The 26,044-nt window shown below is 56.6% G+C and carries 26 protein-coding genes; 14 read left to right on the top strand and 12 right to left on the bottom strand.

Going from position 1 to position 26,044, the window contains the following annotated elements:
• Positions 1 to 12: 12 nt before the first annotated feature.
• Positions 13 to 240: a sulfurtransferase TusA family protein gene (locus ABSG49_RS08425; protein WP_424025682.1), complete on the bottom strand. Its 228-nt coding sequence runs from the start codon at positions 238 to 240 to the stop codon at positions 13 to 15.
• Between the two features lie 180 nt (positions 241 to 420).
• Between ABSG49_RS08425 and ABSG49_RS08420 the strand changes: the two genes are divergently transcribed.
• Both ABSG49_RS08420 and ABSG49_RS08415 read left to right on the top strand, forming a co-directional pair.
• Positions 421 to 570, top strand: coding sequence for a hypothetical protein (locus ABSG49_RS08420; protein ID WP_424025681.1), 150 nt, complete (start codon positions 421 to 423; stop codon positions 568 to 570).
• 108 nt (positions 571 to 678) lie between these two features.
• Complete coding sequence (locus tag ABSG49_RS08415; protein ID WP_424025680.1) at positions 679 to 867, top strand: hypothetical protein; 189 nt, start codon at positions 679 to 681, stop codon at positions 865 to 867.
• A gap of 324 nt (positions 868 to 1,191) precedes the next feature.
• Here the strand turns inward: ABSG49_RS08415 and ABSG49_RS08410 are convergent, their stop codons facing one another.
• On the bottom strand, positions 1,192 to 2,079 hold the full coding sequence (locus tag ABSG49_RS08410; protein WP_424025679.1) for a ferredoxin-like domain-containing protein: 888 nt from the start codon (positions 2,077 to 2,079) through the stop codon (positions 1,192 to 1,194).
• A 165-nt stretch (positions 2,080 to 2,244) separates the two neighbouring features.
• Complete coding sequence (locus tag ABSG49_RS08405; protein WP_424025678.1) at positions 2,245 to 4,023, bottom strand: hypothetical protein; 1,779 nt, start codon at positions 4,021 to 4,023, stop codon at positions 2,245 to 2,247.
• A 715-nt stretch (positions 4,024 to 4,738) separates the two neighbouring features.
• Here ABSG49_RS08405 and modA point away from each other — a divergent pair.
• The 3 genes from modA (at position 4,739) to ABSG49_RS08390 (ending at position 7,299) form a co-directional block, all read left to right on the top strand.
• Positions 4,739 to 5,716, top strand: coding sequence for a molybdate ABC transporter substrate-binding protein (gene modA, locus ABSG49_RS08400; protein ID WP_424025677.1), 978 nt, complete (start codon positions 4,739 to 4,741; stop codon positions 5,714 to 5,716).
• A 70-nt stretch (positions 5,717 to 5,786) separates the two neighbouring features.
• On the top strand, positions 5,787 to 6,608 hold the full coding sequence (locus ABSG49_RS08395; protein ID WP_424025676.1) for an ABC transporter permease: 822 nt from the start codon (positions 5,787 to 5,789) through the stop codon (positions 6,606 to 6,608).
• Positions 6,601 to 7,299: an ABC transporter ATP-binding protein gene (locus ABSG49_RS08390; protein ID WP_424025675.1), complete on the top strand. Its 699-nt coding sequence runs from the start codon at positions 6,601 to 6,603 to the stop codon at positions 7,297 to 7,299. The genes ABSG49_RS08395 and ABSG49_RS08390 overlap by 8 nt, the downstream gene beginning before the upstream one ends.
• A gap of 15 nt (positions 7,300 to 7,314) precedes the next feature.
• Here ABSG49_RS08390 and ABSG49_RS08385 read toward each other — a convergent pair whose 3' ends face one another.
• Complete coding sequence (locus tag ABSG49_RS08385) at positions 7,315 to 8,391, bottom strand: hypothetical protein (RefSeq protein WP_424025674.1); 1,077 nt, start codon at positions 8,389 to 8,391, stop codon at positions 7,315 to 7,317.
• A 348-nt stretch (positions 8,392 to 8,739) separates the two neighbouring features.
• Here ABSG49_RS08385 and hisD point away from each other — a divergent pair, with 348 nt between their 5' ends.
• Positions 8,740 to 9,984 carry a histidinol dehydrogenase gene (hisD, locus tag ABSG49_RS08380; protein ID WP_424025673.1) on the top strand — a complete coding sequence of 415 codons (1,245 nt, stop codon included), beginning with the start codon at positions 8,740 to 8,742 and terminating at the stop codon, positions 9,982 to 9,984.
• A gap of 668 nt (positions 9,985 to 10,652) precedes the next feature.
• On the opposite strand, the gene ABSG49_RS08375 is transcribed toward hisD, so the two are convergent.
• From ABSG49_RS08375 to ABSG49_RS08355, 5 genes are all read right to left on the bottom strand, one after another.
• On the bottom strand, positions 10,653 to 11,180 hold the full coding sequence (locus ABSG49_RS08375) for a hypothetical protein (RefSeq protein ID WP_424025672.1): 528 nt from the start codon (positions 11,178 to 11,180) through the stop codon (positions 10,653 to 10,655).
• A gap of 54 nt (positions 11,181 to 11,234) precedes the next feature.
• On the bottom strand, positions 11,235 to 12,536 hold the full coding sequence (gene brxD / locus ABSG49_RS08370; protein WP_424025671.1) for a BREX system ATP-binding protein BrxD: 1,302 nt from the start codon (positions 12,534 to 12,536) through the stop codon (positions 11,235 to 11,237).
• Positions 12,517 to 14,334 carry a tetratricopeptide repeat protein gene (locus ABSG49_RS08365; RefSeq protein ID WP_424025670.1) on the bottom strand — a complete coding sequence of 606 codons (1,818 nt, stop codon included), beginning with the start codon at positions 14,332 to 14,334 and terminating at the stop codon, positions 12,517 to 12,519. Before ABSG49_RS08365 ends, brxD begins: the two co-directional genes overlap by 20 nt.
• Positions 14,331 to 15,038: a dolichyl-phosphate beta-glucosyltransferase gene (locus tag ABSG49_RS08360; protein ID WP_424025669.1), complete on the bottom strand. Its 708-nt coding sequence runs from the start codon at positions 15,036 to 15,038 to the stop codon at positions 14,331 to 14,333. Before ABSG49_RS08360 ends, ABSG49_RS08365 begins: the two co-directional genes overlap by 4 nt.
• 134 nt (positions 15,039 to 15,172) lie before the next feature.
• Entirely contained in the window at positions 15,173 to 15,403 is a 231-nt protein-coding gene (locus tag ABSG49_RS08355) for a hypothetical protein (RefSeq protein ID WP_424025668.1), read from the bottom strand.
• A gap of 85 nt (positions 15,404 to 15,488) precedes the next feature.
• Between ABSG49_RS08355 and ABSG49_RS08350 the strand changes: the two genes are divergently transcribed.
• Positions 15,489 to 15,905, top strand: a complete 417-nt coding sequence (locus ABSG49_RS08350; RefSeq protein WP_424025667.1) for a PaaI family thioesterase — start codon at positions 15,489 to 15,491, stop codon at positions 15,903 to 15,905.
• Between the two features lie 452 nt (positions 15,906 to 16,357).
• On the opposite strand, the gene ABSG49_RS08345 is transcribed toward ABSG49_RS08350, so the two are convergent.
• Positions 16,358 to 17,062 (bottom strand): tetratricopeptide repeat protein, encoded by a 705-nt coding sequence (locus tag ABSG49_RS08345; RefSeq protein WP_424025666.1) that lies wholly within the window; start codon positions 17,060 to 17,062, stop codon positions 16,358 to 16,360.
• Between the two features lie 187 nt (positions 17,063 to 17,249).
• On the opposite strand from ABSG49_RS08345, the gene pyrG reads away from it, so the two are divergent.
• The 7 genes from pyrG (at position 17,250) to ABSG49_RS08310 (ending at position 23,918) form a co-directional block, all read left to right on the top strand.
• Positions 17,250 to 18,830, top strand: a complete 1,581-nt coding sequence (pyrG, locus tag ABSG49_RS08340) for a CTP synthase (RefSeq protein WP_424025665.1) — start codon at positions 17,250 to 17,252, stop codon at positions 18,828 to 18,830.
• A gap of 10 nt (positions 18,831 to 18,840) precedes the next feature.
• Complete coding sequence (guaA, locus tag ABSG49_RS08335; RefSeq protein ID WP_424025664.1) at positions 18,841 to 19,758, top strand: glutamine-hydrolyzing GMP synthase; 918 nt, start codon at positions 18,841 to 18,843, stop codon at positions 19,756 to 19,758.
• 37 nt (positions 19,759 to 19,795) lie between these two features.
• The gene (locus ABSG49_RS08330; RefSeq protein ID WP_424025663.1) at positions 19,796 to 20,926 is read left to right on the top strand and encodes an aspartate aminotransferase family protein; all 1,131 of its coding nucleotides are present in this window, start codon (positions 19,796 to 19,798) and stop codon (positions 20,924 to 20,926) included.
• Positions 20,910 to 21,968, top strand: a complete 1,059-nt coding sequence (gene hisC, locus ABSG49_RS08325) for a histidinol-phosphate transaminase (RefSeq protein ID WP_424025662.1) — start codon at positions 20,910 to 20,912, stop codon at positions 21,966 to 21,968. The genes ABSG49_RS08330 and hisC overlap by 17 nt, the downstream gene beginning before the upstream one ends.
• On the top strand, positions 21,965 to 22,477 hold the full coding sequence (locus ABSG49_RS08320) for an adenylate kinase family protein (RefSeq protein ID WP_424025661.1): 513 nt from the start codon (positions 21,965 to 21,967) through the stop codon (positions 22,475 to 22,477). Before hisC ends, ABSG49_RS08320 begins: the two co-directional genes overlap by 4 nt.
• The gene (locus ABSG49_RS08315) at positions 22,474 to 23,070 is read left to right on the top strand and encodes a CDP-alcohol phosphatidyltransferase family protein (RefSeq protein WP_424025660.1); all 597 of its coding nucleotides are present in this window, start codon (positions 22,474 to 22,476) and stop codon (positions 23,068 to 23,070) included. The genes ABSG49_RS08320 and ABSG49_RS08315 overlap by 4 nt, the downstream gene beginning before the upstream one ends.
• Positions 23,071 to 23,294: 224 nt before the next feature.
• Positions 23,295 to 23,918, top strand: a complete 624-nt coding sequence (locus ABSG49_RS08310; RefSeq protein WP_424025659.1) for a 2'-5' RNA ligase family protein — start codon at positions 23,295 to 23,297, stop codon at positions 23,916 to 23,918.
• Between the two features lie 190 nt (positions 23,919 to 24,108).
• On the opposite strand, the gene ABSG49_RS08305 is transcribed toward ABSG49_RS08310, so the two are convergent.
• Entirely contained in the window at positions 24,109 to 24,774 is a 666-nt protein-coding gene (locus ABSG49_RS08305) for a TfuA-related McrA-glycine thioamidation protein (RefSeq protein WP_424025658.1), read from the bottom strand.
• The gene (locus ABSG49_RS08300) at positions 24,737 to 25,948 is read right to left on the bottom strand and encodes a YcaO-related McrA-glycine thioamidation protein (protein ID WP_424025657.1); all 1,212 of its coding nucleotides are present in this window, start codon (positions 25,946 to 25,948) and stop codon (positions 24,737 to 24,739) included. Before ABSG49_RS08300 ends, ABSG49_RS08305 begins: the two co-directional genes overlap by 38 nt.
• Positions 25,949 to 26,044: the final 96 nt, after the last annotated feature.

The raw sequence follows: 26,044 nt of genomic DNA, 5'->3' as shown, positions 1-26,044 counted from the left end.
CGGGGGTATGGATTATTCTCTCGTCAACGTGATCTCCCAGCGGTCTTTCGACGGTTTCTGAACATCCATCGACAGGTTTTCCTCCCGTGCAATCCGGGGGATGGAGGTCGTAACGGCGGGGAAATTATCGCAGGTAATGAGTAATTCACCGGATTGCTTTAAAGCCTTTGCTTCTTTTGCCACCACGGACAGGCAGTACGGGCTGGTCTTCCCGCAAATATCGAGTTTTTTCGGTTTCATGACAGGTATTCCCCCTTTTGCGCCATCATTTTTCTTTCACCTGTCCCGGTTAATATTCCCATCTCCCGTTACCCACAATTACTTCATTCCTGCCGATGGTTACCCGTTCGCAAGAAGTAAACCCCATAGGAAAGTACACCAAACCGGATTACCCTGAGCGACGAGAAGATCAGGAAGGCGTTGCAGGTAGCGGGAATTGTTGAGACGATCACCCGTCCCCAGGAGTTCACCGTAGCGGAGAGAGCAAAAGTCTCCCGGAGTGCGGTGGGCGAGTACTGCACAAAAAACCGGATCAAGATCCGGGGCTGCCAGCTGGGCTGCTTCAAATGAGCAGGATCATTACGGTTATTACGGTAGCGGATGCGCTTGCTCCTGCGGAGAAGATCGCCCCGGCGTTAAAAAACAGAATCAGTACCGGTCGAGCGGTCCGCCGGCCGCATGCTGGCTTTTGATAGTGCAGCCGACACCGATATCCCCGGGTTCGACCGATCGGTGGTGGACGGGTACGCGGTCCGGTCGACGGATACGACCAGGGCAGGTTATCCAGTCCCCGTCCCTCAGGCAACTCAACACTATTCTGATAAATATTTTCTCATGTCCCTTCGTTGCATCTCGAAAATGGTCTGATGACCCTTTTCTTGAGTCAGCCCCGACCTGCGGTCACAGCCGACTCCCCCATGGAGCGATGATGTACTATTACCTGTTCTCGGATGTGATCACACATTATTTGTCTGTCCTGTCAATCACTCGTTTTTAAGGAGGGTCCGGACAACGTACGGGACAGCGGAAAACAAAGGCAGACGTTTTGCGTGTAAGAGCATCGCTTATTGCGAGCTTAACAATAATCATCGAGAATCGAATATTCTTCTCTTTACTACTGAGCAAATCGCTGTGACCTGCTGGAATACATAAACAATAGATGAAAAAAGACTTGAGAAATATTCCGCGTCATCAACTCTTGACCGGTCCCACCGCACCCGCTTCCGGCACCTGCTTCATGATCTCCTCCTGGAACTTCTCGAAATGGAGCTCGTCCAGCTGTTCGGAAAGCAGCCTCCCGCTCCAGGCCCGGCGGTATACCCAGTCAATGATCTTATCGATCGCAAAGAGGACCTGCTCTTCGGTCTCCACGGTCATCAGTTCGCGTCCGATCTTCGGGTGCCGTCCCCTCCGCCCGCCGACCGTGATGAGGAAATGGGAGTGTGCCGACTTGAGCAGGTTGAACGAGCAGGACTTGACACACATGCCGCACTGGACACATTTTTCTTCGTTCAGTTCTGAGATCCCGTTCCGGATCTTTATGGCCCTCTCCTTGCAGTAGTAGACGCAGGAGCCGCAGCCGGTGCAGAGACCGGGGGTGCGGACCGGGCGGATCCTCCCGATGATGCCGATCTCGTTGAGCATCGGGCTCGTGCAGGCATTCGGGCACCCCGAGAGGGCGATGCGCATCTTGACCGGCATCTCCTTCCCGAAGAGTTTCTCATCGATCTTTCTGGCGAGACTGATGGTATCGATATTTGCATATTTGCAGCGCTCGGTCCCGGGACAGGAGATGATGTTGACGATCTCGTCTTTCTCGGAGCCGACCGGTGTGCCGTTCTTCTCGAGTTGCTGTGCAAGTCTCTTGAGGCGCGTGGGATTGACATGGGGGATCTCGATGGTCTGCCGTATCGTGCAGTGGATCACGCCGGTCCCGTATTTCTTTGCGATCTTCGCGATGCCCCGCAACTGCTCGATAGTGAGCATCCCGGCCGGTGCCCGAATCCGGACGGTAGTGAGATCGGGATCCCGTTCGGTGATGACACCGCCTTTCATGTGAATGCCAAACTCGTGCAACATCTATCAGTACTAAAGAAGATTTGGGTTAATAAGGATGGGGTTGTGACACAGGACACCTGACGGTCCCGGTCATCGGGAGTATAAAATCCTCTGATCAGCTCGATCGATATACTCAGGAAGAGTCCCGGCCCGGGAGCCGTCCGTACCCTTCTCCCCGGTATCGCATCAGTAATAGATCAGTGTGCCGTTTCCGAGCAGGGTCCTGTTACTGGCAGGAGGAGTCGTCATGCCCGGGGGCCTTGCGGTTTTCGTGTTGATGAGCATACTGATCTCGCCCATGGGCGCCGTGACCGTATTACGGGAAAGCAGCGTGCTGTTGTTGTAGATCTCGACCGTCAGCGCCTCACCGGAATTTTCCTGCTTCTGGATCGTTGCTTGGATGATACTATCGGTCATCAGGATGGAAAACGTGCGGTTGCCGGTACCGGATACCTGATGAAGGAAACCCGGGTTCCCGACCGTGCCGGTGAACGTACCGGGATAGATCACATTCACACGCACACCTGTTTGCGGAACGGTCACAGAAGCAGGAGCCGTGGTCTGGATAACCGTGATTACGGGCGTGATTATCACCACCTCGTTATCGCCGGCATGACTCGGCGGGTAGTGTAAGATGAACAATATGCCCCCGCATATCACGAGGAGGGCGACAAGAACCAGGGCCCCGGCGATGATGACCGGTCTTCCCGATCGGGAAGACTGCACGCTTTTTTGCAAATCGGGAGACCGGACCGGCAGATCTTTTTCCTGTGGCCCGGTGGTGATCCCGGTTACGGGGATATCGGGAGTATATGTGCCCGGTAATTCTCTTACCTGCTCCGGTAACGGGAGATCCGGAATGGCGATGGGCTCCTTGTGCAGACCGGGATCGGGTACGGGGGGGTTTTCCGGTATATCCCGATCTTCTGCGATCTCCTGGTTTTTGGCGGATGGGGCATCGTGCCCTGCGATTTCAGCCGCCGCACTATGAGCTGGTTCAAGGGTATCCGGCAAGGCTGATCTGTCCACCTCCGGTTGTTTTTGTAATTCTGCATCTGCCTGCAGGGATTGCATTGCCGCCAGTACCGTGCTGGCGAACGGGACCGATGGCACGGGATCCTCTGCCGGTTCCGGTAATGCCGGTGTTGCAGGAATGGCCGCAGGGAGAGATTCAACGGGTGTGTACTCCGGGGATATGGATGGTCCGGCACCAGGAATTTCATCCGGTGCAGTCTTCTCATCTGCTTCTGGCATTTCATAGGCCGGGATGGGCTCTTCCGGTTGCAGTTCCAGACGGGTAACAGGTTCAGGGCTTTCCGTTTCTTCATTCCCTGCACCAGTAGTATCACCTGTTGCCGGCAGGATTTCCGGAGCCCGTGGCACACCGGTGCTTACTTCCTCAGGTATTTCCCGTTCTACGGGAGGCATTTTTTCGAGGGAGAATTCCGGTGAATCCGGACCCTCGGGAGTCACCACCACGTCCGGGAGCGGGGGAGCGGGCTCTGTTGCCGGTGAATGAGGGCGGAGCGGTTCGGGAGCAACCCAGCGTCTGACCGATGGCTGCATCCCGGTCTTCTTCCGGGCAGGAATGATGGTTTTCTGCACAGCCTTTTCCCGTGCAGATATGACCAGTTCTATGATCTTTTTTATCCAGAGTTCACGGTCATGCGTTCTCTGCTCGCCGGACTGCTGGGTGAAGATGAGGTTGACCTGCTGCGACCCGCTCAAATCGCTGGGCTCTTCAAGCGTGAGGATAATCGCCGGTTCCCCGGTAGGAACTTTTCCTCCTTTTACTGAAATAACGTCATGAAGGAAGATCATCCGGGGCTCGAACCGGGTATACCTGCTGTCCATGAGTATGAGACGCTCATTTGTCAGCATTACATCGAAAAGCATGGAGCCGACGCTCACCCGGTGTGTGGTCAGGATGATTGTTTCACCACGGTTCAGGTAAGGGTCGCTCATGGTTCCTCAGTATCATCTCATTTTTGTTGTCCGGGCAGATATGCTTTTTAGGTAAAGTCCGGATATTCATGGAACGATTCATGCTTACCGTCTCTTGTAGCAATGGTGCCAAAACATAATTCGGAAAAAGGTACCCTGGGAATATTGGTGTGCTATGAGATATGTGTAAAGCATAAGCTCCAAAAAAGAGATGGCAATGTTCCCCCGGTTGGTTCCCACCCAACCGGGGATATTTCCTGACCATGAATGAGTAAAAGGTATGAGCCGCGGAGTCCCCGCAAAGGAGGTTACTGCGATTCGATCACGGACTTTTTTTTTACCTGCGAACCCGCGATCGATGCCGGCTCATGATTCGAGTGTGTGTATATGCTTGTGTGTGCATGCGTCCGGTTGGCGCGTGTCTCCAAAGGGACACAAGAAGGATTAGAACTGCATGTTTATAATATTTTTTATTTAACTTTCTAATATTGTTAATTATAATTAATGTACAACGACGGAATACCATACCTGTCACGTACCGGCAGTTCAGTGGTGGAAATTGTGATTCATACAGAGGTCCTTGCATGCAGGGCATATGTAATTGTAAATGATCTCCATTAAACCATGCCTTCCGAATGGCATTTTCCCGTAAAATCTGGTTAACATTATTAAAAAATAAATGAAAATAGTTTTACCTGATAGCGATCATACATTCCAGTGTAGAGGAACGATTACCATGCAACAGACATCAAAAGCACACACGCTTATCCTTGTCAGTATTGTCTGCGGGCTGCTGCTTGTCTCGGCATTCATTGCCGGGTGCACATCCAGCACTTCACAGTCCACCACTCCAGCTCCAACTGCTGCCGCAGAAACCACCGCTGCACCGGTCACCAATACTTCGGCACCCGCTGCTGTTGAAACTACGGTTGCACCACTGACAACCCCTGCCCCGGTGATGGCGACAAGCACCCCCAAGCCGGTTTATACGTATTCAGAAGGGAATGTCGTAGCATTCACGGCAGCCTCCCTCTCGGGCGTCTCGCCGAAGCTGGCGGCGGACTTCGCGAAGATGTATCCCGGCCACAGCGTTGTCTTCAACCTCGACGGCACGCAGGCCCTCAGGACACAGGTACAGAACGGTGCCTATGCCGATGTCTTCATCTCGGCCAGCAACTCCTATACTACCGAACTCACCAAGGGCGGGTATTTTGTTGACGGGACGGTCAAGCCCCTCACCTCCAACTACGTGATTGTGATCCTGCCCGCGAACAATCCGGCCAACATCAAGTCCCTTAACGATCTTGCAAAGCCGGGTGTCAAGATTGCAATGGAGGACAAGAGCGTCCCCGCCGGTACTGCAACCGTTGCAGTCCTTGCCAACCTCGCCAAGTCCACCTACAGCCAGGACTGGAACAACTCCGTGTACAACAACGTGGTGACGTACGAGACGTCTGAGCCGGGAGTAGCAAGCAAAGTCCAGCTCGGCGAAGTTGATGCTGGTTTCGTCTACGAATCTACGTACACTGCTGGCAGCAGCAAATACCAGGCGATCAGGATCCCCAAGAGCGACAACTATCTCCAGACCTATACCATCGGTCTTCTGAAAGGGTCCACGAGCAAGGGGGCAGCTGCCGATTTCGAGACCTTCATGCTCTCCACCGTTGGCCAGCAGGACCTCAAGGACTACGGCTTCAGGCCCATCTCCACCTAATCCTTTTTGTTTTTATCAATGGCAGTCATGCATGTATCATTGAGCAACCGGCCCGGCACGGGCTTTCCTTATGAGACCCGCAGGTAGTCTACCAGAAAAATACCGGCGCACCCTCAAGTACAGTCTTGCAGGTCTGCTGATCCTTGTCGTAACCCTCTACCTCGCGTTGCCGATTGCGGCTCTCTTCTTCCGTACAACTCCTGAATTGTTCTGGTCCTCGCTCTCGGACCCGATCGTGATCAGTGCGCTCCGGCTGAGCCTGACTACGTCAGTGATCTCGCTTGCGGTGGTGATCCTTGTCGGCACCCCGTTTGCCTACGTGCACGCCCGTTCAACCTACCCGGGAAAGGTAATTGTTGATACACTCATCGATCTCCCCCTGGTCCTGCCCCCCGCAGTAGCCGGCTTTGCCCTGCTCGTACTCTATGGCAGGGTCGGCCTTCTCGGGCGGTATTTCAACATGCTCGGGATCTCCATCGCCTTCACGACCCTTGCCGTCATCATGGCCCAGATCTTTGTCGCCTCTCCTTTCTACCTGCGGCAGGCAAAATCCTTGTTCGAACAGTTCGACCAGAGTTACGAGTATACTGCGCGGACACTCGGGGCTTCCCCGTTGCGGACGTTCATGACCGTCACCCTCCCCCTCACCGCGGGCGGGCTGGTCTCCGGCGCGGTCATGACATTCGGTCGTGCCCTCGGGGAATTCGGGGCGACCATCATGTTCGCCGGCAACCTGCCCGGGGTGACCCAGACGATGCCCCTTGCCGTCTACGTGGGGATGGAGAGCAATTTCAATGTCGGCCTGACGATCTCCATCCTGCTCGTGATCATATCCTTTGTCATCATGATCACGGTGAGGTTTATCCTCCGGAAAGAGGTGCTGCATGCTTGAGGCAGAATTCACCAAAAAGCTGCGTGACTTCACCATGGATCTTTCATTCCAGGTCCGTGACGGTGAGATCCTCGCGCTCATGGGCAACAACGGGTCGGGGAAATCGACCACCCTCAACATCATTGCCGGGTTGATGGAGCCGGATGCGGGGTGCATCCGGCTCAACGGCACCACGCTCTGTGAGTCGGCTCGGGGAACTCACATGGCAATCGAAGACCGCTGGATCGGCTACGTCTTCCAGAACGCTGCTGTATTCCCCCACTTATCTGTCCGCGATAATATCGCATACGGTCTCCGGGCCCGGAAACTGCCCCGCCCGGAGATTGTTAAGCGTGTTGTGCAGATGATGGAACTGATGCATCTTGGAGACCTTGCGACCGTCAAAGCGGGCAACCTGTCCGGTGGCCAGAAGCAGCGGACGGCCCTTGCGCGGGCGATCGCGATCCGGCCGGCGCTCCTGATGCTGGACGAGCCCTTTTCGTCCCTTGATGTCGAGAGCACGCTCGCGGTAAAGGAGCTGACCCGGAAGATTGTGAAGGAGATGCAGATCCCCTGCATTGTCGTCACGCACCGGGTGGCCGACAGCAACGAGATCGGGGACTGGGCGATGGTCATCTGTTCCGGAAAAAAGGAATGGGAGGGCAGGCCCCGGGATATGCCCGAAGACTGCACGGTCTGCCGGTGCCACTAAATCAGGAGGAAATTCTCAACCGGTGGTAGTCTGATTGGCTACTGCTGCTGATGCAGTGCGTAAATCGACATGAATATCGATCGTCCCGTGGGGTTGCGAAGTCGTACTGCTTTTGGCAGGCTGGCCGTTGTTATAGAGCGAGACGGTAAGCACATCACCGGACTCGTCAAGTTTCTTGACGGTAGCCTCCACGATCTCATCCTTGGCCGGGACCTGGTAAAACTGTCTCCCGGATCCCGTGACATCCCGCATACGGCCTGCTGTACCGAATGAGGCGGTGAAATTGCCCGCGTAATCGATCTGCACCCAGACGCCTGTCTGAGCCGTCTGAGGGATGAGGGACTGGGGGGCGGTTGTCTCCACTGCTGTTATTCCGGGTGTGGTATGCGTTCGTTGCGTTATTGCTGTGGTTGGCTGTGCGGTGGTTTCCGGGACCTGCGCGGTGGTCGTTGTCACCCCAGGTGTGGCAACCGGTGTTATAGGAGTGCCGGATTTCCCGGTAAACGACGGGGCAAAGAAATATACACCGATCGCGCCGGCAATGATGAGGATGATGACAAGGCCTGCTGCAATGGCGGTTCGGTTGCCCGAAGGTGAACCGGCACGGGGTTTCCGTGGTGCAAGCGGGGGGTTGCGGAATTTATCATCCGGTGATTCCGGCCCTTTTCCCAGTTCACCCGCTTCTTCCGGAATGTCCCCGGGGATCCAGGGAGGGTCGAGTTCGGCCGGTTGCACCCCGTGCTCCTGCTGTGCAATGACACTGGCCTCCTTGAGTTTTACCGCCCACTCGTCGCGCTCGCCCATGCGTTTTGTCTTCGGGGCCCGGGGAAAGATGATGCCCAGCGTATGCCGGGTTCCGTCTTTCATGAGTAACGAGAGGGAGAGGACCGGGTCCATCGCGGACGAGTCACCGATCGTCACAGTCTCCAGTGCGGTAAATGGTATATCCTGTGGCCGCAACTGGGTATGACGGCTGTCAACGAGTATAAGGCGCTGGTTGGTAAGAATTGCCTCGGCCGGTATGGTGTTGATGACCACATTGTGCGTTGACAAGATGATGGATTCATTGTTGTTGAGGTAAATGCTTCCCATGATCCTACAATCCCTGCTCTCATGTGCGCTGTGAATGGCAATAGCCCTTATGGCCTGAAAGGCTCGTCAGAATCCGACAGGTCATCAGACCTGGAGGAGGAGAAGATGCGAAGCATCTTCGACTGTCGAAGGTCGACTAACGCCTTCCTTCGTTTCATCAGAGTTTGATAACCCCTCCGATCCCGAAGGGGGAGAAGAGCCATAGGCTCTTCGATCAACGACAGCTTTGTCAGAGCCTTTCGGAATTCGAAGAACGCTGATGCGTTTTTCTCGTTCTCGAATTTTACTTCGCTCAATTCTTCGAAGATAGAAACCTTAACAACCTTTCCAGCCGAAAATATTCGCACTATGTGGAAGGCAGTCGGGATCGAGGCGTGGCTCGGGGCGCGGAAGACCAGCCTCGAGGATGCTCGGGGGACCGTCACCGGGATCATCGGGATGGTGCGGGACGAGGGCGATGCAGCGCTCCGGGACCTCGCGAAGAAATACGTGGAACTCGGAGATATCGCGGTCTCCGACGAAGAGCGGGAAGCAGCGTATGACCAGGTCGATGCCCGTGTCGTGGAAAGCCTGGTCGAGGCCGAAGCCCGCATCGAGCGCTTCCACGAGCGCCAGCGGCCCCGCGATCTCTGGCTGGAAGAGATGGAACCCGGCATCATGCTCGGCGTCAAGACCACTGCCCTCAACCGCGTCGGGATCTACGTCCCTGGCGGTCGTGCCGCTTACCCCTCATCCGCCCTTATGTGTGCGGTACCCGCCCGGGTTGCAGGGGTGAAAGAGATCTGCGCCTGCTCCCCTCCGCCGATCAAGCCCCTGACCCTCGTCGCCCTCGACATAGCCGGGGTCACCGAGATTTACCAGGCCGGTGGCGCCCAGGCGATTGCCGCGATGGCGCTCGGGACGGAGAGCATCCGCCCGGTCCAGAAGATCGTCGGGCCGGGAAACATTTACGTCACCCTCGCGAAGATGATGCTCCGCGAGCAGGTGGAGATCGACTTTCCGGCAGGCCCGAGCGAGATCGGGATCATCGCCGACAGCACGGCGCACCCCCAAGTCGTTGCCGCGGATATTATTGCCCAGGCAGAGCACGACCCGAACGCCGCCTGCATCCTGATCACCACAGATCCCACTCTCCCGGCAAAGGTCGGGAAGGAGATCGAGAAGATGGTCGCGGTGGCGCCCCGGAAGGAGATTATCGTCGAGGCCCTGAAGAACTCCGGGTATACGGTTGTGGCCGACATGGACGAGGCGATCGCGGCATCGGACATCGTCGCCCCCGAGCACCTCTCCATCCAGGTCGCCGATCCGCTTTCGGTCGTCACCAGAGTGAAAAACGCCGGTGCGATATTCGTTGGCAAATACTCCGCGGTGGCATGCGGGGATTATGCAGTCGGCACCAACCACGTCCTGCCGACCGCGGGATATTCGAAGATGTACTCCGGCCTCGACGTGGCGCACTTCTGCAAGACCGCAAGCGTCGAGATCCTCGACCGCGATGGCCTCGAGACCATCGGCGATATCGTTGAGACTATCGCAGAAGCCGAGGGCCTGTATGCCCATGCACAGTCCGTGAAAGTGAGAAGGGAACTGTAATCTTTTTTTTTAATATTTTCCGGATATCGGTAACATTTATACAAAGCCCCCTTACGCCAGCCCTGCACCCGGAGCGGGGGAGGAGGCGTTGGGGATAGTCCTCTTTCGACAATACTTCCGATCTGCTGGACACCCGTATAGGGGAATTCCAGATCAGGGTAAGTGTATAGAGCAAAGCCCGAAAGAGGTGAAACTTTCGAGTCCGTTTTTTGCGTAGGGCATTGCTCCGGGCCGTAAAGGTACAACTGTTTAACTTTTTACGATCGCGATCGCAGGGGGCGATCATTTTTTTTCAAACGCGATCATTATTGCGATTAAAAATTTTCAAACGCGATCGTGATCGCGATCTGCAGCGTGAAAAATCTCCATGGGAAATAAAGGTCTGTACGGCGTGAACAATTACCAGACTTTCGGATTTATCGCGATCGGATTTTTTCAATCACGATCATTGTTGCGGTTAAAAATTTTCAAACGTGATCGTGATCGCGGTTAAAAATTTTCAAGCAGGGACTGCTCAAATTTTTTCAAGCAGGGTTTGCCTGCAAAAAGTTAAACAGGTGTACACAAATCTGAAATCTATATCTCTTTGTAAGATCGAGTCCGGATCCGTTTTTCTCATCCGGGTTATGATCGCGATGAAAAAAATCAATCAGGGTCTGATGAAAAAATCACTCCCGTTTCAGCCCCGCCACACCAAGGAGGAACCCGGCGTATACCAGCGCAAGGACCGGCAGGAGCGGATCAAGCGGCGTTTCAGTGACAGGTTTGTCCGAAGGCAGAAATTCAATCTCCGTGGTCGCATACTCCTCCTTGATAAACCGCTGGCGATCAACCGGCGTATCCACGACATAGACGGTATATTTGCCAGGCTTGAGCGTGCCAAGGATGATGGAGGTATCCCACATATAGGTCCAGCTGCCGTTTTCCAGATGGACCGGTGCTGTGGTGAACAGTCCCCTGCCTGCGGGGATGTTGAGGTTATCAAGCGCAACGCCGCGGGGATCAAGGTCCGGGCCGGTGACAAAGAGGAAGACAGCAATGGTCGGTGTCCCGTTGACGGTTCCGCTGAGGGTGATTGTGTCACCGATAGGCGCAACAGACGGTGAGGCATTGATCGTGATGGTAACGGCGCCGGATACCGGTACTGCCATGATCAGCAGGGCTGCAAGAAGAACCAGCAGGAACGCCCGTCTCATACCAGAAGGGTTTGCTTTCCACGCGTATAATAATGTCATATCCCCGCCGGGTGGTCAGAACGTGACGACCATCACGGCCTCCTCCTCTTTTTTGAGTTCCCCTTTGAGATGCTCCGCATCGAAATCATAGGCATCGTGGGGGTTGTAGTCTTCGTAGAGCTCGCACTTGTCGAGAATGTCGACGAACTCTTTTAAGAAGATACGGGGGATGATATCCACCCTGCCGCCGAACCGCGTGGTGATCTTCCTGATCATCGCACGGATGAACCGGTGCGAGATCCGCTCCCGGTCCGGTTCGGTATAGGCCTGTGCATAGACATCCACAACCTTGAGGGCCACCAGTTCGAGCTTGGCGGTATCGAATTTCGAGAGGATGATCTGCGGCTGGCGGGGATTTTTGAACGTATCGCTCTGCACCACGCTGATCCGGTCATAGAGCGGGGGCAGGGAGCGGATCCCGCGGGACCCCTCAAAGAGCGCCGGTGTTCCCGTGAAGAGGAAATAACAGCGGGGCATCTCGCCCCGGTCCAGCGCATCGACGATCCGGACGAGCGTCTGGTACCCCTTCTCCCGCTGGTTCCGCTGGAGCCCCTGGGTGGCCTCCATCTCGTCGACCGCGATCGCGAGGCCGCTGTACCCGGCCCCGTGAATGATCGAGACCAGGCCCCGGAGGAAGGCAAAGGCAATGGAGTCATCGATGTCACCGCGGATCCCTGCTTTCTGCTTGAGGTTCCTGCCGATGTTGGGTTCGGCGGAGATCCACCCGAGGGCTGCCTGGGCAAGCGCAAAGTCGCCGGCATTGTTCGCCCGGTAATAGGTTCGCAGGGTTGCCGCGAGGGCGGAGTTCATCTCCGAGATGCCGGAGAGTGCCGCCTCGATCTCCCGCTCGGTGGCAGCCTCGAGCGCGGCATCCTCCGTCCCGGCACCGCTGACGGACAATAATCGCTCCTCTATACCGAAGAGCCAGTTGTCCACGATCGTTTTCATCGCGTGCTCTTCCTCGTTCACCCGCAGGTTTGCACAAATCTGCTGGTAGATACCCTTCAGTTTGTGCAGGGGGGTTCCGGGCGAGATGATCACGTGCGACGTGACAAACCCCTTGTTCCGTGCTATCTCCAGGGACCGGGCAACGAGGAAGGTCTTGCCGCTCCCGTACTCACCCCGTATGAATTTGAGATCGCCGCCACCCTGCAGTACGTAATCCAGCTGCTTTGCGATCACGCTCTCTTCCACGTCAAGCCCGACCGCGATCCGCTCGAGCCCTCCGGCCGGTACAGTCCCTCGCCTGAGTGCGTTGATGATATTGATGCTCTCAAGCCGGCTTTTTACCATCCGTTCAGGATCCGGTGTATTCATAGACTTCACCATCCTCGCCCACGCCTTTCTTCTCGATCAGAGACACCCCCTGTGCAGCAGCCTTCTCTACCAGCCTGTTGACGATCCCGACCACCCGCCGTGTCCCAAGGATCTTGCGCAGCTCCATCTCGCTCGCCTTCCGGTGCGACCGGAGAAACGTGACGATCTTCTGCTCCTGCTCGGTGAGCCCGAGCTGGTCGCTGATCTCCTGTGCGGCAGGTGCAGCATCGGTGCGCTTCTGTAATGGCCGGTCATGCATGACCGGGCGATCGGCAAGGGAGCGCTCCTTGCAGTTCCGGACGAGGGCAAGGTAATCCTCAAGACGGATAGCCTGCGTGTGGGCGGGCATCACGTCCATCCCGCAGAGGCAGAGATACTTGCAGTCCGTGTAGTCGGCCTCTTCCAGAGCATTGGACGCGGAAATGAAAAAAGCAATGGCAAGCAGTTCCAGGCCTTCGGAACTGAGGGATGTCCTCCGCTCTTCCAGTTTTTTTATCAGCTGGCCGGTCAGACGCTTCATGGAGCGCATCCTGCCTCTTTCCTGGACGATGATGGATGCAATTTTTGTAAGATCGGTCCCTTTCCTGACATTGGATAGGATATATAGCATCACTTTCTCGCACTCGCGCTCGTCCCCGTTCTCTGCAAGGAAGCGTGCATAGTCGGGTCCACCGGCAAGGAAATCAGCCCGGTACGCACGGTAATACCAGGACCGTGCTTCGGCGGGGTTGCCGCAGTCTTCGTAGAACCGTGCGGTCTCGAGCAGGCTGACGACGTTCATGTCCCGGGAGACGAGTTCCAGGAACCGGCGTGCCGCATCATGTGGGGGAAGGTTGTTGTTGAGATACTCGCGGTACTTCCCGATGACAAGACCCAGTACGTCCATGTCATTCTTGGTGGCAAGTTCGTCCCGCACCAGTGCCTCATACCGCGCAAGGGCCTTCTTTGCATCGCCCGCTGCTGCAAGAAGATCACATTCCACGAGACGGTAGAGGGGATCGTGGGGGCACAGGGCAAGGAGTTCTCCGGCATGATCCTGTGCCTGTTTCAGGTCGCCGCTGGATTTCAGGAGGAGTATATAATCGAACAGGATTGAGCAGTCCGGCCGGTTCTTTATGTGGGTAGCGTAGGCTTCGAGTGCACCCTGCAGATCGTACCGGGAGAGTGCGTCAAGGTAGGTGCGGAGGACGGCGGGGTCTTGGGTCTCGCGCCAGATCAGCTGTGCGGCATCCGCAGCGGCCCGGTAATTCTTCGTCTTCATGAGAGCGTCAACATATTCCTGCGACGGTACAGTCTCTCCCATGTGCCGGGCATGGGTGGCAAGGGCCTCTTCTGCCTCGCCGATCTCGATGAGTGCCCGCATCAGGGTCTTTATGTCGCCGGGCTTTTTTGCGAGCAGGACGAGGCGCTGGAGCACCGGCAGGGCCCCGCGGTAATCCTTCCGGGAGAGGAGGTACTCGGCATAGCTCCTCACGGCATCCTGGTTGGTCGGGTCCAGGTGGACGGCAGCGGCATATTCCGCAATCGCCCCTTCATCGCCCCTTGCCTCGAGCACCTTTGCGAGGTAGCTGTGGACGTAGGAGGAGTCCGGCATTCGTACGGCAAGATCGCGGAAGAAGACCTCCGCATCTTCGTGCCGGCCGGTATAGTAGAAATTGGTGGCCGCAAGGACTTCGAGGCCAGCGTCCTTTCCGGACTCCAGCAGCCGGTTGCAGACCTGGAGCGATTCCTGGTACCTCCCGTCCTCGAAGAGCCGGAACGCCTCCTTCTTCTGTTCTTCCGGTGATGAGAGGATCATGGCCGGCCCCGGTGGAACCTGACGCTGATGAGGCCGGCAAGCATCCGGACCATGTCACGCTTCTCAACCCTTGAATCGCCCTTGTTCTGCCATTCGATCGGGACTTCGGTGATCGTAAACCCGGCCGAACGGAGCCTCCAGAGCAGTTCGACATCGAATTCAAAACCCCGCGAGACCATGGCCGGTATCACGGCATCGATGGCGGCTTTTCTGAAGACCTTTGCCCCGCACTGCGTATCATGGTACGGGAGCCCGAACAGGAGCCTGATGAGCAGGTTGAACCCTCGGCTCTCCATCCGGCGCAGCACTCCCTGCCTGACCGTGAGTCGCGAGCCGGGGACCCAGCGCGAGCCGATCGCACCGTCAACAGATGTGACTGCGGAAAAGAGGCGGAGCATCTCACTGATACTGGTTGAGCCGTCAGCATCGAAATACCCGACGAGCGGTGCCCGTGCGGCGGCAAGGCCGGCAATGACCCCCCCGCCTTTCCCGAGACGGTAATCGAACCGGAGACAGCGGATCCGGAGATCTCCCCGCCGGTCTGCAAGGCTCTTGACGACATCCGCAGTCCTGTCAGTGCCGTCACAGATGACAATGAGTTCCCCTTCGAACCGGCTGATACCTTCAAGGAGCGGCGCGATCCGGAACTCCTCGTTGTAGGCAGGGATCACCAGACTGTAGGGAATCCCGGGGGCAGTCGTCATAGTGTGTGGAACAACCTGTTTTTATTTCGTTTGCATGAGCATCTGTATTGTTACCCGTCAGGTGCCGGTGCCCTGCCGTACGTTTGCCGGAATGGGTTTATCTGAGTAATTATTGGCGGAGTTTCCCAATAACATTACTGGTGTTGGCCGAGGTGCTGGGCAAGCATGGTTCCGGGCCGGTATTTTTCAGCCATGGCGAGTGCGGTCTCGCGCAGGGCGTGGTGTTCCGCAAGGCAGCTGGCCGGCGGAGAGGATTTCCTGAGGATCGCTGAACTGTTCTCGGTGATCTGGATAAGTTCGGTAGCGATCACGGCGTTCAACCAGATTAAGTCTGCGAGCATCTCGTTGGTATCCTTGTCCTGCATGCAGAACAGGTCAAACGTTCCGGCATATTAAGAGTGGGGAAGGGCAATCTTAATCCCCCTCCGATCAAAATCTCATGGGAGGATAATGAACTATCTTGACAAGATAAAAAAAGACGGGAAACTGGCCAACCCTTTTTTTTGCCTGATGGGAATTGAAGTCATGATTGATGAGGCCGGCAGGGCCGTCCTGAAAATGCAGGTGCGGCCAGACATGCATAATGGGGTGGGCTGGCTCCAGGGGGGGATGCTGGTCGCACTTGCAGACGAGGCAATGGCGCTTGCGGTCTATTCGCAGCTCTCCGATAGCGAGGGTATCGCCACCATAGCCGAGTCTACCAGTTTTATCAAGGGAGTCCGCGACGGTGTCGTCTATGCCGAAGGGCGCGTAATCAGGAAAGGGAGGAGGGTGGCGTTCTGCGAAGGAGAAGTCTGGACACAGAACGGTGAGAAGGCCCTGCTCTCGCGGACATCTGCCGCATTTGCGGTAACGCAGGCAAAATAAAAAAGATTAAAATAATTCGCTCTTTAGAAATCATCGGCTTTCATTGTAGACGCTCTTGGGAGTGTCGAATCTCATCAGAGATGAGACAGGAGGAGAGCCATCAGGCTCTTCGACTTCGGTATTCCGCAGTCGAAGAATCCTTACGGATTCTTCTCCCGTCAATCCTCGCTGATGCGACGATTGCCTCCCCCCGATCGGGCATCCCCATATTGCAATAGTCTCTCATAAGGTTGGTAAAGGAATCTCTGAAAAATTGGAAGGAATAAAAACTAGGAGGTCAACGGGATGCTCCCCTTGCGTTGCCTCCCCCTCTGGGGGGCCTCCGTTCCCAAAGGGAAGCGGAGGCTTGAGAAGAACCGCGGTTCTTCGGTTTGAGAGAGGGGGGCACACTCATAACTGACAGAATATTATCAAATTATAAAATGAAATAGGATTTCTACAGAGTAACAAAATTATTTCTTGTTTTCCCTGGATTTCTTTTCCGACTGCTCTTTCGTTTCAGGCCTACGGAACTTGACATACCAAACGGCACCACCGGCAACAATGATCGCGATGAGGATCAGGGCGATTGTAGTGGAAGAGAAGGATGATGCCCCTCCTTTTTGTGCCTGGGCAAGTCCGTCCGTTGCATCCTTATTGCCCGGGTCGAGGGTGAGGGCCTTGTTGAAGGCATCTGCGGCATCCTGATATCTCCCGGCACCGACGAGGGCATTGCCTTTATTGATCCAGCCTTTCACGTAGGAAGGATCGATAGTGACCGCATGGTCGTACGCGTCAATGGCATCACTGTATCGTCCCATCTTGTAGAAAACGTATCCCTTGTTATTCCATAAACCCGAATTGTTTTTGAACTGGATCAGGCCCGCATCAACCGTCTTAAGGGCCTCATCATACCTGCCAAGATCGGTGAGTGCGCCAGCCTTGTCCTTGTAAAGGTACATCAGTGCATCACTTAATCCAAGTAGGGTCGTGTTCTCGGCAAGCGCCGAATCGAAGTATTCTACTGCTTTGTCATACTGGCCAGCGCTGATGGAGATCTCCCCAAGGTTATAATAATCTGTTGCATTGTCATGCCCGGTGGCGGCAAGGGCCGGCTGGATGATGCAGAGACAGAGTGCACAGAGTGCGCAGAGCGTCACAATATACCGGAATTTCATGTCCGGATATTTTCGTGTTGGTGCAGATTAATCTTATCTCCATCCATTTTTCACCCTCATGAGAATCGTACCGGAAACTGCGTGCATGCCAAGGCAGCGCACACGCTCCCGGTTTTGAACGTGCACAACGGTAAGATAACACTAATACGGATTGGGGCAAAATATACAGCAATCGGGGAGATCTCTTGTGAAGTACATCATTGTTACCGGCGGTGTGATGAGCGGTCTGGGCAAGGGCATCACTGCAGCATCCGTGGGAAGGATCCTGAAGAACCGTGGCTACCGGGTGACAGCAGTCAAGATCGACCCCTACCTGAACATCGATGCAGGGACGATGAACCCGGCACAGCACGGGGAGGTCTTCGTGCTCAAGGATGGGAGCGAGGTGGACCTTGATCTGGGTAACTATGAACGGTTCCTCGAAATCGAGCTCACGGCCTCCCACAACATCACGACCGGCAAGGTGTACCGCACGGTCATCGACAAGGAGCGCCGGGGCGATTTCCTCGGGGAGACCGTCCAGATCATCCCCCATATCACCGACCAGATCAAGACCTGCATCCGCCAGGCAGCCGAAGAGGAGTTCCCGGACGGGACAAAGGCGGATATCTGCCTTGTCGAGGTCGGCGGGACCGTAGGCGACATTGAGAGCATGCCGTTTCTCGAGGCAATCCGGCAGATGCGGGGTGAGTTTCCGCCGCACGACTTCATCCTGATCCACGTGACCCTGATCCCGGAGGACACGATGGGCGACATGAAGACCAAGCCCACCCAGCACTCGGTGAAAGCCCTGCGGGAACTGGGCCTCCATGCCGATATCATCGTTGGCAGGAGCGAGAACCCGATCGGGGCCGGCACCAAGCGCAAGATCTCGGCGTTCTGTGATCTCCCCCAGAGTGCCGTTATCTCCGCGGCTACCGCACCAGATACCTATGCCGTCCCGATGGAGATGGAGAAGGAGGGTATCGCCGACGTACTCTCCACCCATCTCGGGCTTGACCGGAAAGAGGCGGACACATCCTGGTACCGGATCGTAAACAAGGAGTACACGAACCGGATCACGGTTGCGATCGTGAGCAAGTACGGCATCGAGGACGTGTATATCAGTATCAAGGAATCGCTCAAGCACGCGGGACGGGCGCTCTCTACCGAAGTGAAGATCGCGTGGCTGGATGCAGAACGGTACGAGCGGTGCACACTGAAGGATTACGACGGCATCCTGATCCCCGGCGGGTTCGGCAAACGGGGTATTGAGGGGAAGATCGAGGCGATCAAATTTGCCCGGGAGAACAATGTCCCCTTCCTCGGGCTCTGCCTCGGGTTCCAGCTGGCGACGGTCGAATACGCCCGGAACAAGGCAGGCATTCCCGATGCAACGAGCGAGGAGTTTGGCGAGGGCACGCACGTGATTGCCCTCCTTCCGGAACAGGAAGGGCTCCACGAGCTGGGCGGGACAATGCGGCTTGGCAACTATACCGCTGATATCCGGGAAGGAACCCTCTGTCACCGGCTGTATGGCGAGAAACAGGTGATCGAGCGGCACCGTCACCGGTACGAAGTGAACCCGGAGTACATCAAGATGCTGGAGAAGGCCGGGATGGTCTTCTCGGCGACGAACAGGAACCGGATGGAGTGCCTTGAACTACCCGGACACCCGTTCTTCTTTGCCACCCAGTTCCACCCGGAGTTCAAGTCACGGCCCACCCGGCCTTCGCCGCCGTACGTGGGATTTGTCGAGGCGTGCAGGGCAAACAAACGGACAACGTAGGGAAGAGACCATGGTCAATGCAGAGAAGTTCATTAATAAGTCCATTGCTGAGATCAAAACCACTGCCGGCAGCGACAAGGTGGTCATGGCATTGTCGGGAGGCGTGGACAGCTCGGTCTGTGCCGCCCTTGCCGCCCGTGCCATCGGGGACAACCTGATACCGATCTACATCGATACCGGCCTGATGCGGAAAGGCGAGACCGACCGTATCCGGACCATCTTCGGTAACATCCGGCTCCAGATTGTCGATGCCGGTGACGAGTTCCTCGATGCTCTCAAGGGGATAACGGATCCTGAAGCCAAACGCAAGGCGATCGGCGAGCGGTTCATCCGGGTCTTTGAGCGGGAGGCAAAGAAGCAGGGGGCCAGATGCCTGCTGCAGGGCACGATCTACCCCGACAGGATCGAGAGCGAGGGCGGGATCAAGAGCCACCACAATGTTGGCGGCATGCCGCTCCACATGGAGTTCACGAAGGTTATCGAGCCGATCCGCGACCTCTACAAGGATGAGGTCCGGGAGATTGCAGGTTCCCTTGGCCTGCCTAAGGAGATCCAGCACCGGATGCCGTTCCCGGGTCCCGGGCTTGCGGTGAGAGTGCTTGGCGAGGTGACGAGGGAGAAGGTCGCCGTCATCCGCGAGGCGAACTGGATCGTCGAGGACGAACTGGTGGAAAAGTACCGTCCCTGGCAGTGCTTTGCCGCCCTCCTCGGCCTCGGGACCGGTGTCAAGGGCGACAACCGGATCCACGGTTGGATCGTGGCGGTCAGGGCGGTCAACTCCCGTGACGGCATGACGGCCGATCCGATCGATATCCCGTTTGCGCACCTGACAAAGATCGGGTCGCGCATCACGGCGGACATCCCCAGTGTGGCACGGGTGGTCTACGATGTTACGGCAAAACCCCCGGCAACGATCGAATACGAATGACCGGTGAAAAATAAAAGAACATTGAACTGTGGTAACCATGGAAACAACAAGTCAGATGAAAGCGCTCGACGAGCGCTTTTACATGCCCGCGTTCTCCCGTGAGATCGCCATTGTGAAAGGCGAGGGCTCGAAGGTATGGGACGCGGATGGGAAGGAGTATATCGACTGCGTGGCAGGGATTGCGGTCTGCAGCACCGGCCACTGCCACCCGACCGTGGTCAAGGCGATCTGCGACCAGGTGCACCAGCTCATCCACTGTTCGAACCTCTACTATATCCCGCACCAGGGCGATCTTGCCAAGAAAGTTGTCGAGATCACCGGGATGCACAAGGCATTCTTCTCCAACTCGGGAGCGGAATCGACTGACGGGGCGCTCAAGCTCGCCCGCGTCCGGACCGGCAAGAAGAAGTTTGTGGCATTTGTCCACGGGTTTCACGGGCGTACCATCGGGTCGCTCGGGGTGACCCACAAGCCCGGGATCCGCGAGCCGTTCGAGCCGCTGGGGATGCCTGTTACCTTTGTTGACTATGGCGACCTGGAAGGTCTGAAGAAGGCGGTTGACAGCGATACCGCCGGTGTCATTGTCGAGCCCATCCAAGGCGAGGCCGGCGTCATTATCCCGCCCGACAGTTTCTTTGAGGGCATCCGCGAGATCTGCGATAACACCGGAGCGCTCATGATCGTGGACGAGGTGCAGTCCGGCATGGGCCGCACGGGTAAGTGGCTTGCTATCCAGCACACGAAGGTGCAGCCGGATATCGTCACCCTGGCAAAGGGGATCGCGAGCGGCTTTCCCATGGGTGCTCTCTCTGCCCGTGAAGGGCTCGAGTTCAAGAAGGGTGAGCACGGCAGCACCTTTGCCGGCGGGCCGCTTGCCTGTGCTACTGCCATGGCCACGATCGGTGTGATCGAGAAGGTACTGCCCGGTGTGGCAGCCAAGGGCGAGCGGTTCAGGAATGGGCTTGCGAAATACAACCCCCGTGTCCGGGGGCTCATGATCGGGATGACCATCGGCGACAAATGCCCGGAGGTCCAGAAGAAGTGCGCAGAACAGGGTGTGCTCGTCAACTGTGCAGCGGACGGGAACCTGCGTCTTGTTCCCCCGCTTGTGATCTCCGATGCTGAAATCGACCGCGTGGTCGAGGTCATCAATGGAACGATTGGTTAGATCCTGCTATAAGAAGAAGAGCGGCTACGTCTTTGCCAAAAAAGCGGAGGATATCGCCCGCGAGTACGGCATGACCCGCATCGCCCGGCTCGCGAGCAACGAGAACCCGGAACCGCTCTCTCCGGCAGCCCTGGAAGCGGCGGAAGCGGCCTTAAAAACCGTGAACCGGTATCCCGACGAACGGGTCAATGCCCTCATGACCGCCCTCCGGGCCACCTACGGGGACTACCACTTCGTGACCGGTGTCGGTATGGATGGGGTCATCGAGACCCTGATCCGTACGCTTGTCGATCCCGGGGAGAAGGTGACGGTTGCGACCCCGACGTTCTCATTCTATGCCCTCGCGGCGATGGGGCAGGGAGCCGAAGTCGTCATGGTCCCACGGGAAGCGGATTTCTCCGTTGATGTGAAAAAACTCATCCGCGAAGGCAAAGATGCGAAGATCACCCTCCTCTGCTCCCCCAACAACCCCACGGGTAATGCAACGGACCCGGAGATCGTCCGGGAGATTCTCGAAGGCATTGAAGGAGTACTCTTCCTTGACAATGCCTACGTGGAGTTCTCGGGAATCGATTATCTCCCGCTGATGAAGAAGCATGAGAACCTGATCCTCGGGAGAACCTTCTCCAAGGTACACTCCCTTGCCGGCCTGCGGATCGGGTATGCTTTCACGCCCCGCTGGCTGCCGCCGTGGTACCAGCGTGCCGGCACGCCCTTCACGGTGAACTCTGTCTCCGCCGCGGCAGCCGCGGCAGCGCTCACGGATAAGGGCCATGCAGAACGCTATGTCGCCCAGGTGAAACGCTGGAGGAAGCAGCTCGCGGAGGAGGTGAAATACCCGGTCCTCCCGTCCGATGCGAACTTCGTGATGGTGGATGTCGCCCCCCACAAGAGTGACGAGATGGTGGAGGAGCTTGCCCGGCAGGGAGTTGTCGTCCGCTCCTGCCGCAGTTTCGCCGGGCTTCCGGACCATTACATCCGCGTCAGTATCGGGGAGGACTGGGAGAACGGGCAGTTCATCAGGGTGATCAATTCCCTATGATGTGCGGCATCACCGGGACACCCGGGACCGGCAAGTCGATGATCGGCGAGGAACTGGCACGGCGGGGGCACCGGGTCGTCCACCTCACCGATACGGTCGGGCCGTACGTGGTGGGTGATGACGAGAAGCGGGATGCGCAGATCATCGACGTAGACCGGTGGGCAGCGGAGTTCGTCCCGGTGGACGGGTTTGTCGAGGGGCACTTCGCCCACCTGCTGCCCTGCGACCGGGTGGTCGTCCTCCGCTGCCGTCCCGACGAGCTGAAGGCCCGGCTTGCGCAGCGCAAGTACCGGGAGGCAAAGATCCGGGAAAATGCGGAGGCGGAGGCGCTCGATTCCTGCCTCATCGAGACCGTGGAAGGGCATGACCCGTCCCACATCTTCGAGCTCGACACCACCCGGCGCGATGCCCCGTACTGTGCCGACCGGATCGAGCAGTTCGTCAGGGGAGAGATACTGGCGGACTTTGGCCATATCGATTGGTCATCCTACCTGGAGATCGGACCATGACGCTTGACCAGTACCGCTCCCATGTAAAAGTGTACTTCGACCCGCTGGTTGTCATCGCGATCCGCTGCCGGCTTACCCCGAACTTCTTCACTATTGCCGCCCTCCTCGCATCGGCAGCTGCCGGCATACTGTTCTTCCTCCGGATGGAACTCTGGGGGATCATCGCTGTGGCACTGAATGCATTCTGTGACGCGATGGACGGGGCCGTTGCCCGCGAAATGAAGGCCCAGAGCAAGCGCGGGGATTTCCTTGACCATGCGGTGGACCGGTATGCGGATATCTTCATCATCACCGGCATCTTTGCCGGGGGGATGGTCCCGTGGCAGATCGGTGTCTTTGCCCTGACCGGTGTCCTGATGTCTTCGTATCTCGGGACGCAGGCGCAGGCTGTCGGTGTCGGGAGGTACTACGGCGGGCTGCTCGGGCGTGCGGACCGGCTGGTCATGATCCTGGTCGTTGGGATCGTCGACCTGCTCGTCCCGTTGAGTTTCTGGAGCCTCTCGCTCTTTGGCTGGATGCTCGTCCTCTTCGGCATGTTCGGCCATATCACCGCGTTCCAGCGGTTTGCGTATGTCTGGGCGAAAGTAGAGTGAGGGAAAGGTCTCTGGTAATAGTAATAAACAATCTTTTTTGAACGAACATAACCAGACGCCCGAATATGATGAACGCGAAGAGCCGAGACGTACTTCCTCACGTCAACAACCCAGATTATTTCGTGCCGGAGATGCACAACAGAATGTATTGCATTTACTCCAAAAGATTACCTGAAATAGTAAATTGAGGTTGTCGGATTGGCTTTTGTACTAGGATGTGAAAAATGACTCATTATCTGATAGATATCCGCCTAATGGGTTCAGTGAAGCATCAGATTCGCACATTAAGCAACCATTTGTCTGAGAAATTTAATCTCAGGGAAAAACTGGTTGTCCCGCATATTACGCTGGCCGGGCCTTTTTCGACCCACCATGAAAAAAAACTCATCGAAGATTTCACAAGAATAAGTACGAACCAGAAGGAGTTTCCAAAATATGAGGTGGGGGGTTACGGATTTTTTGACGATACCAGGGTTGTCTTTGTTACGGTTACACCAGATGAGACCTTAAAACAATTCCGGTATCAGCTTTCCCAGGCACTCTCCCCGTACTGCTCATTACGGAACTATGATCTGGATTCTGCCGACGCGTTCAGGTTCCATGCAACGCTCGCCATGAAACTTGACTGGCTCACATTCCAGAGAATAAAATGGTATTTCAGACGACAGGAACGTGTCATATACCGGCACCATCCGATCCGGGCAACATTGCTCCGGAATTCTATAATTCTCTGCGAATATGATTTTATTCAAGAGAGGATGCTGAGCCGGGCACAGGCACTGAGCAGGGCGACCATGATGCGGGATTTTGATATTCTTAAGTTGTGGGCTGATGGAAGTTGGGAATGAGAATACTATCGTCCAGGTCTACACGGTCGGCAATGAGTAAAAACATCTCACGTATGAAATGTGAAGTGGGACTTAGTTCCTTTCGGATTCTTCTCCAGCCAATCCTCGCTGATGCGGCGATTACCTTCCCGGAGAGGCCATGAGGCGGGGAGCCCTCATAGCGCAAGTGATGCCGACTGCCGAATACAGTTTATTTTTTTGATCCCGGGATTGCTTTCGCAATCCCCCGGATATACTCCAGCGCAGCAATCGCATCCTCCCGCTTCCGGTCGCAGGAATGCAGCTTCACCCACGAGAGGAACCGCTCCTGGGTCTCAGATGAGATTGCACCACCCGCCGCCGACACGATCCGGCTGTATGTCCGCTGCGGGTAGAAAACGGATTGTGCTGCAGAAAGCAGGGCCATGTGATCCTGTGGGGTAATCATTCCCTGATGTTCCGCTTCGCGGAGCGTGAACCGGATATTGATGAGCGGTTCGGAGAGGGAGAGCCCGGTTTCGGGATCGAAGACGAGTGCGACCTCGTCGTCCGAGATCAGTTCCCCGCTCTTGTACATCCTGTAAACCTCGCCGATACCGGTCATACCCAGCGTGTCCATCTCGGCAGCCCGGAGTGCCCCCATGCTCGATGCTCCGACGACCTTCACGCCTTTTTTCACGGCAGCGAGGATCTCCCGGTGGGCCACCGCAGATTCCTGGTGGAAGACGCCATCGATCAGGCCGATGATCGCGGCCCCGTCTTCAACCGCCCGGAGCAGGTCGCCCCTCTTCGCCGGGGGGTGGTACTCCGCGGAAAGGATCTGCTCCGCGGAATCACGATCAAGGCTTGGCCCGAGAAAGACGATGATCCTCTGCATGCTTCACCCTCTCGCCACGGCGTTCAGGGTCCATGGCGAATACTTCGAGGCCCGGCACGATCACCCGCACGACCGGGATACCGATCTCTTCCCGGGTTAGGTCCACGACAATGACCCGGTCCAGTCCTTTCTTTCCCAGTGCATCGATGATGTTTTGGATATCCTTCTGGAAATCATCGGTATCCGATGAGGGAATATCTGCGTAATCCACCGTCCCGTTGTCCCGGTACCAGTACCTGTTGATCCGCTTTGCCCGGTCGTATCCCATCCGCTTGCGCATCTCGGCAAGGGTCGTATCCTCGCGGGCACCATGGATCTGGGTGAGCCGGCTCTGTGCCACTTCGGTGAGTGCCCGCATCACGGCGATCCGTGCGCTGGTATGCGTACCGATGCCGATCGTGAGGAGGCTCGGATCTTTTAAGAGCACGTCGTCCGCTACTGCGGCAATCGTCGGGATGCCGATGTCGCTCGTGATGTCCCTTACCTTGACCTCGACCTGTGCATCGGCAAATTTCTTCTGCATGTCCCGGATCACTGGATCATCGATCCCCACCACTACAGGGCCGGTATCCCGTGTCGTTTCCACGAGTGACCATGCGTCCCGTTCGATCACTTCGGAGAGAGCGTGGAAGATCGCCTCTTCCAGGGTATTTCCCGAGGCAAGGCCGTTCGTGTTCGTGCGGAAGAGTCCCCGGTGTCTCGGGGGAACCGGGTGGAATACTGCATAGGCCGGGACCCACAACGTCTTGTTGTTGACAATATCGTAGCCTTCGCACCAGGACATGAACCGGTCCGTCAATGCACCTTCCGGCAGGATCAGGTCCTGGGGATTGACAACGGGCTCACGGCCTTCTAGCTCCTGGTACAGAGCAACCCTGAGATCGCGGTCATGCACCTCGGCCGAATATCGCTCGATGCCCTCCATGATGGCGGATATCCGTGATTCCTCGATCGTCGCCCCCTTGCCGTTATACACCGTGATCGCCCCGTCCATTGCTGTGGGCCGGATGCAGGAGAAGACCGGAATGCCGATCCGGTCAAGGTTTGTGATGTCGGCAACCCTCGTTATCCCTGCTGCGGGTACTTTCGGTTCGATCCGGGCAAGGGTCTCCTGCAGGGGCACTGCACGCTGGGTCTCATTGTTGTACGTCTTTTTGCACGATTTTATCTGCATGGATTCACCGGTGTGATTCGTGATATATCGGGAGGGATGAAAAGAATATTTTCTGTATGTATAGGGTGCTCGCTTCCGGGGTTTATACATGCCCAT

This window comes from Methanoregula sp. (assembly GCF_049510175.1).
Taxonomy (GTDB): domain Archaea; phylum Halobacteriota; class Methanomicrobia; order Methanomicrobiales; family Methanospirillaceae; genus Methanoregula.
The sequence above is the reverse complement of the archived record's forward strand: the minus strand, read 5'-3'. Positions and strand labels throughout refer to the sequence as shown.

Bases quoted from the DNA above. Each gene is read 5' to 3' on its own strand.
- ABSG49_RS08425 (WP_424025682.1), bottom strand. From the start codon at position 240: ATGAAACCGAAAAAACTCGATATTTGCGGGAAGACCAGCCCGTACTGC.
- ABSG49_RS08415 (WP_424025680.1), top strand. From the start codon at position 679: ATGCTGGCTTTTGATAGTGCAGCCGACACCGATATCCCCGGGTTCGAC.
- ABSG49_RS08410 (WP_424025679.1), bottom strand. From the start codon at position 2,079: ATGTTGCACGAGTTTGGCATTCACATGAAAGGCGGTGTCATCACCGAA.
- ABSG49_RS08405 (WP_424025678.1), bottom strand. From the start codon at position 4,023: ATGAGCGACCCTTACCTGAACCGTGGTGAAACAATCATCCTGACCACA.
- modA (WP_424025677.1), top strand. From the start codon at position 4,739: ATGCAACAGACATCAAAAGCACACACGCTTATCCTTGTCAGTATTGTC.
- ABSG49_RS08395 (WP_424025676.1), top strand. From the start codon at position 5,787: ATGAGACCCGCAGGTAGTCTACCAGAAAAATACCGGCGCACCCTCAAG.
- ABSG49_RS08390 (WP_424025675.1), top strand. From the start codon at position 6,601: ATGCTTGAGGCAGAATTCACCAAAAAGCTGCGTGACTTCACCATGGAT.
- ABSG49_RS08385 (WP_424025674.1), bottom strand. From the start codon at position 8,391: ATGGGAAGCATTTACCTCAACAACAATGAATCCATCATCTTGTCAACG.
- hisD (WP_424025673.1), top strand. From the start codon at position 8,740: ATGTGGAAGGCAGTCGGGATCGAGGCGTGGCTCGGGGCGCGGAAGACC.
- ABSG49_RS08375 (WP_424025672.1), bottom strand. From the start codon at position 11,180: ATGAGACGGGCGTTCCTGCTGGTTCTTCTTGCAGCCCTGCTGATCATG.
- brxD (WP_424025671.1), bottom strand. From the start codon at position 12,536: ATGAATACACCGGATCCTGAACGGATGGTAAAAAGCCGGCTTGAGAGC.
- ABSG49_RS08365 (WP_424025670.1), bottom strand. From the start codon at position 14,334: ATGATCCTCTCATCACCGGAAGAACAGAAGAAGGAGGCGTTCCGGCTC.
- ABSG49_RS08360 (WP_424025669.1), bottom strand. From the start codon at position 15,038: ATGACGACTGCCCCCGGGATTCCCTACAGTCTGGTGATCCCTGCCTAC.
- ABSG49_RS08355 (WP_424025668.1), bottom strand. From the start codon at position 15,403: ATGCAGGACAAGGATACCAACGAGATGCTCGCAGACTTAATCTGGTTG.
- ABSG49_RS08350 (WP_424025667.1), top strand. From the start codon at position 15,489: ATGAACTATCTTGACAAGATAAAAAAAGACGGGAAACTGGCCAACCCT.
- ABSG49_RS08345 (WP_424025666.1), bottom strand. From the start codon at position 17,062: ATGAAATTCCGGTATATTGTGACGCTCTGCGCACTCTGTGCACTCTGT.
- guaA (WP_424025664.1), top strand. From the start codon at position 18,841: ATGGTCAATGCAGAGAAGTTCATTAATAAGTCCATTGCTGAGATCAAA.
- ABSG49_RS08330 (WP_424025663.1), top strand. From the start codon at position 19,796: ATGGAAACAACAAGTCAGATGAAAGCGCTCGACGAGCGCTTTTACATG.
- hisC (WP_424025662.1), top strand. From the start codon at position 20,910: ATGGAACGATTGGTTAGATCCTGCTATAAGAAGAAGAGCGGCTACGTC.
- ABSG49_RS08320 (WP_424025661.1), top strand. From the start codon at position 21,965: ATGATGTGCGGCATCACCGGGACACCCGGGACCGGCAAGTCGATGATC.
- ABSG49_RS08315 (WP_424025660.1), top strand. From the start codon at position 22,474: ATGACGCTTGACCAGTACCGCTCCCATGTAAAAGTGTACTTCGACCCG.
- ABSG49_RS08310 (WP_424025659.1), top strand. From the start codon at position 23,295: ATGACTCATTATCTGATAGATATCCGCCTAATGGGTTCAGTGAAGCAT.
- ABSG49_RS08305 (WP_424025658.1), bottom strand. From the start codon at position 24,774: ATGCAGAGGATCATCGTCTTTCTCGGGCCAAGCCTTGATCGTGATTCC.
- ABSG49_RS08300 (WP_424025657.1), bottom strand. From the start codon at position 25,948: ATGCAGATAAAATCGTGCAAAAAGACGTACAACAATGAGACCCAGCGT.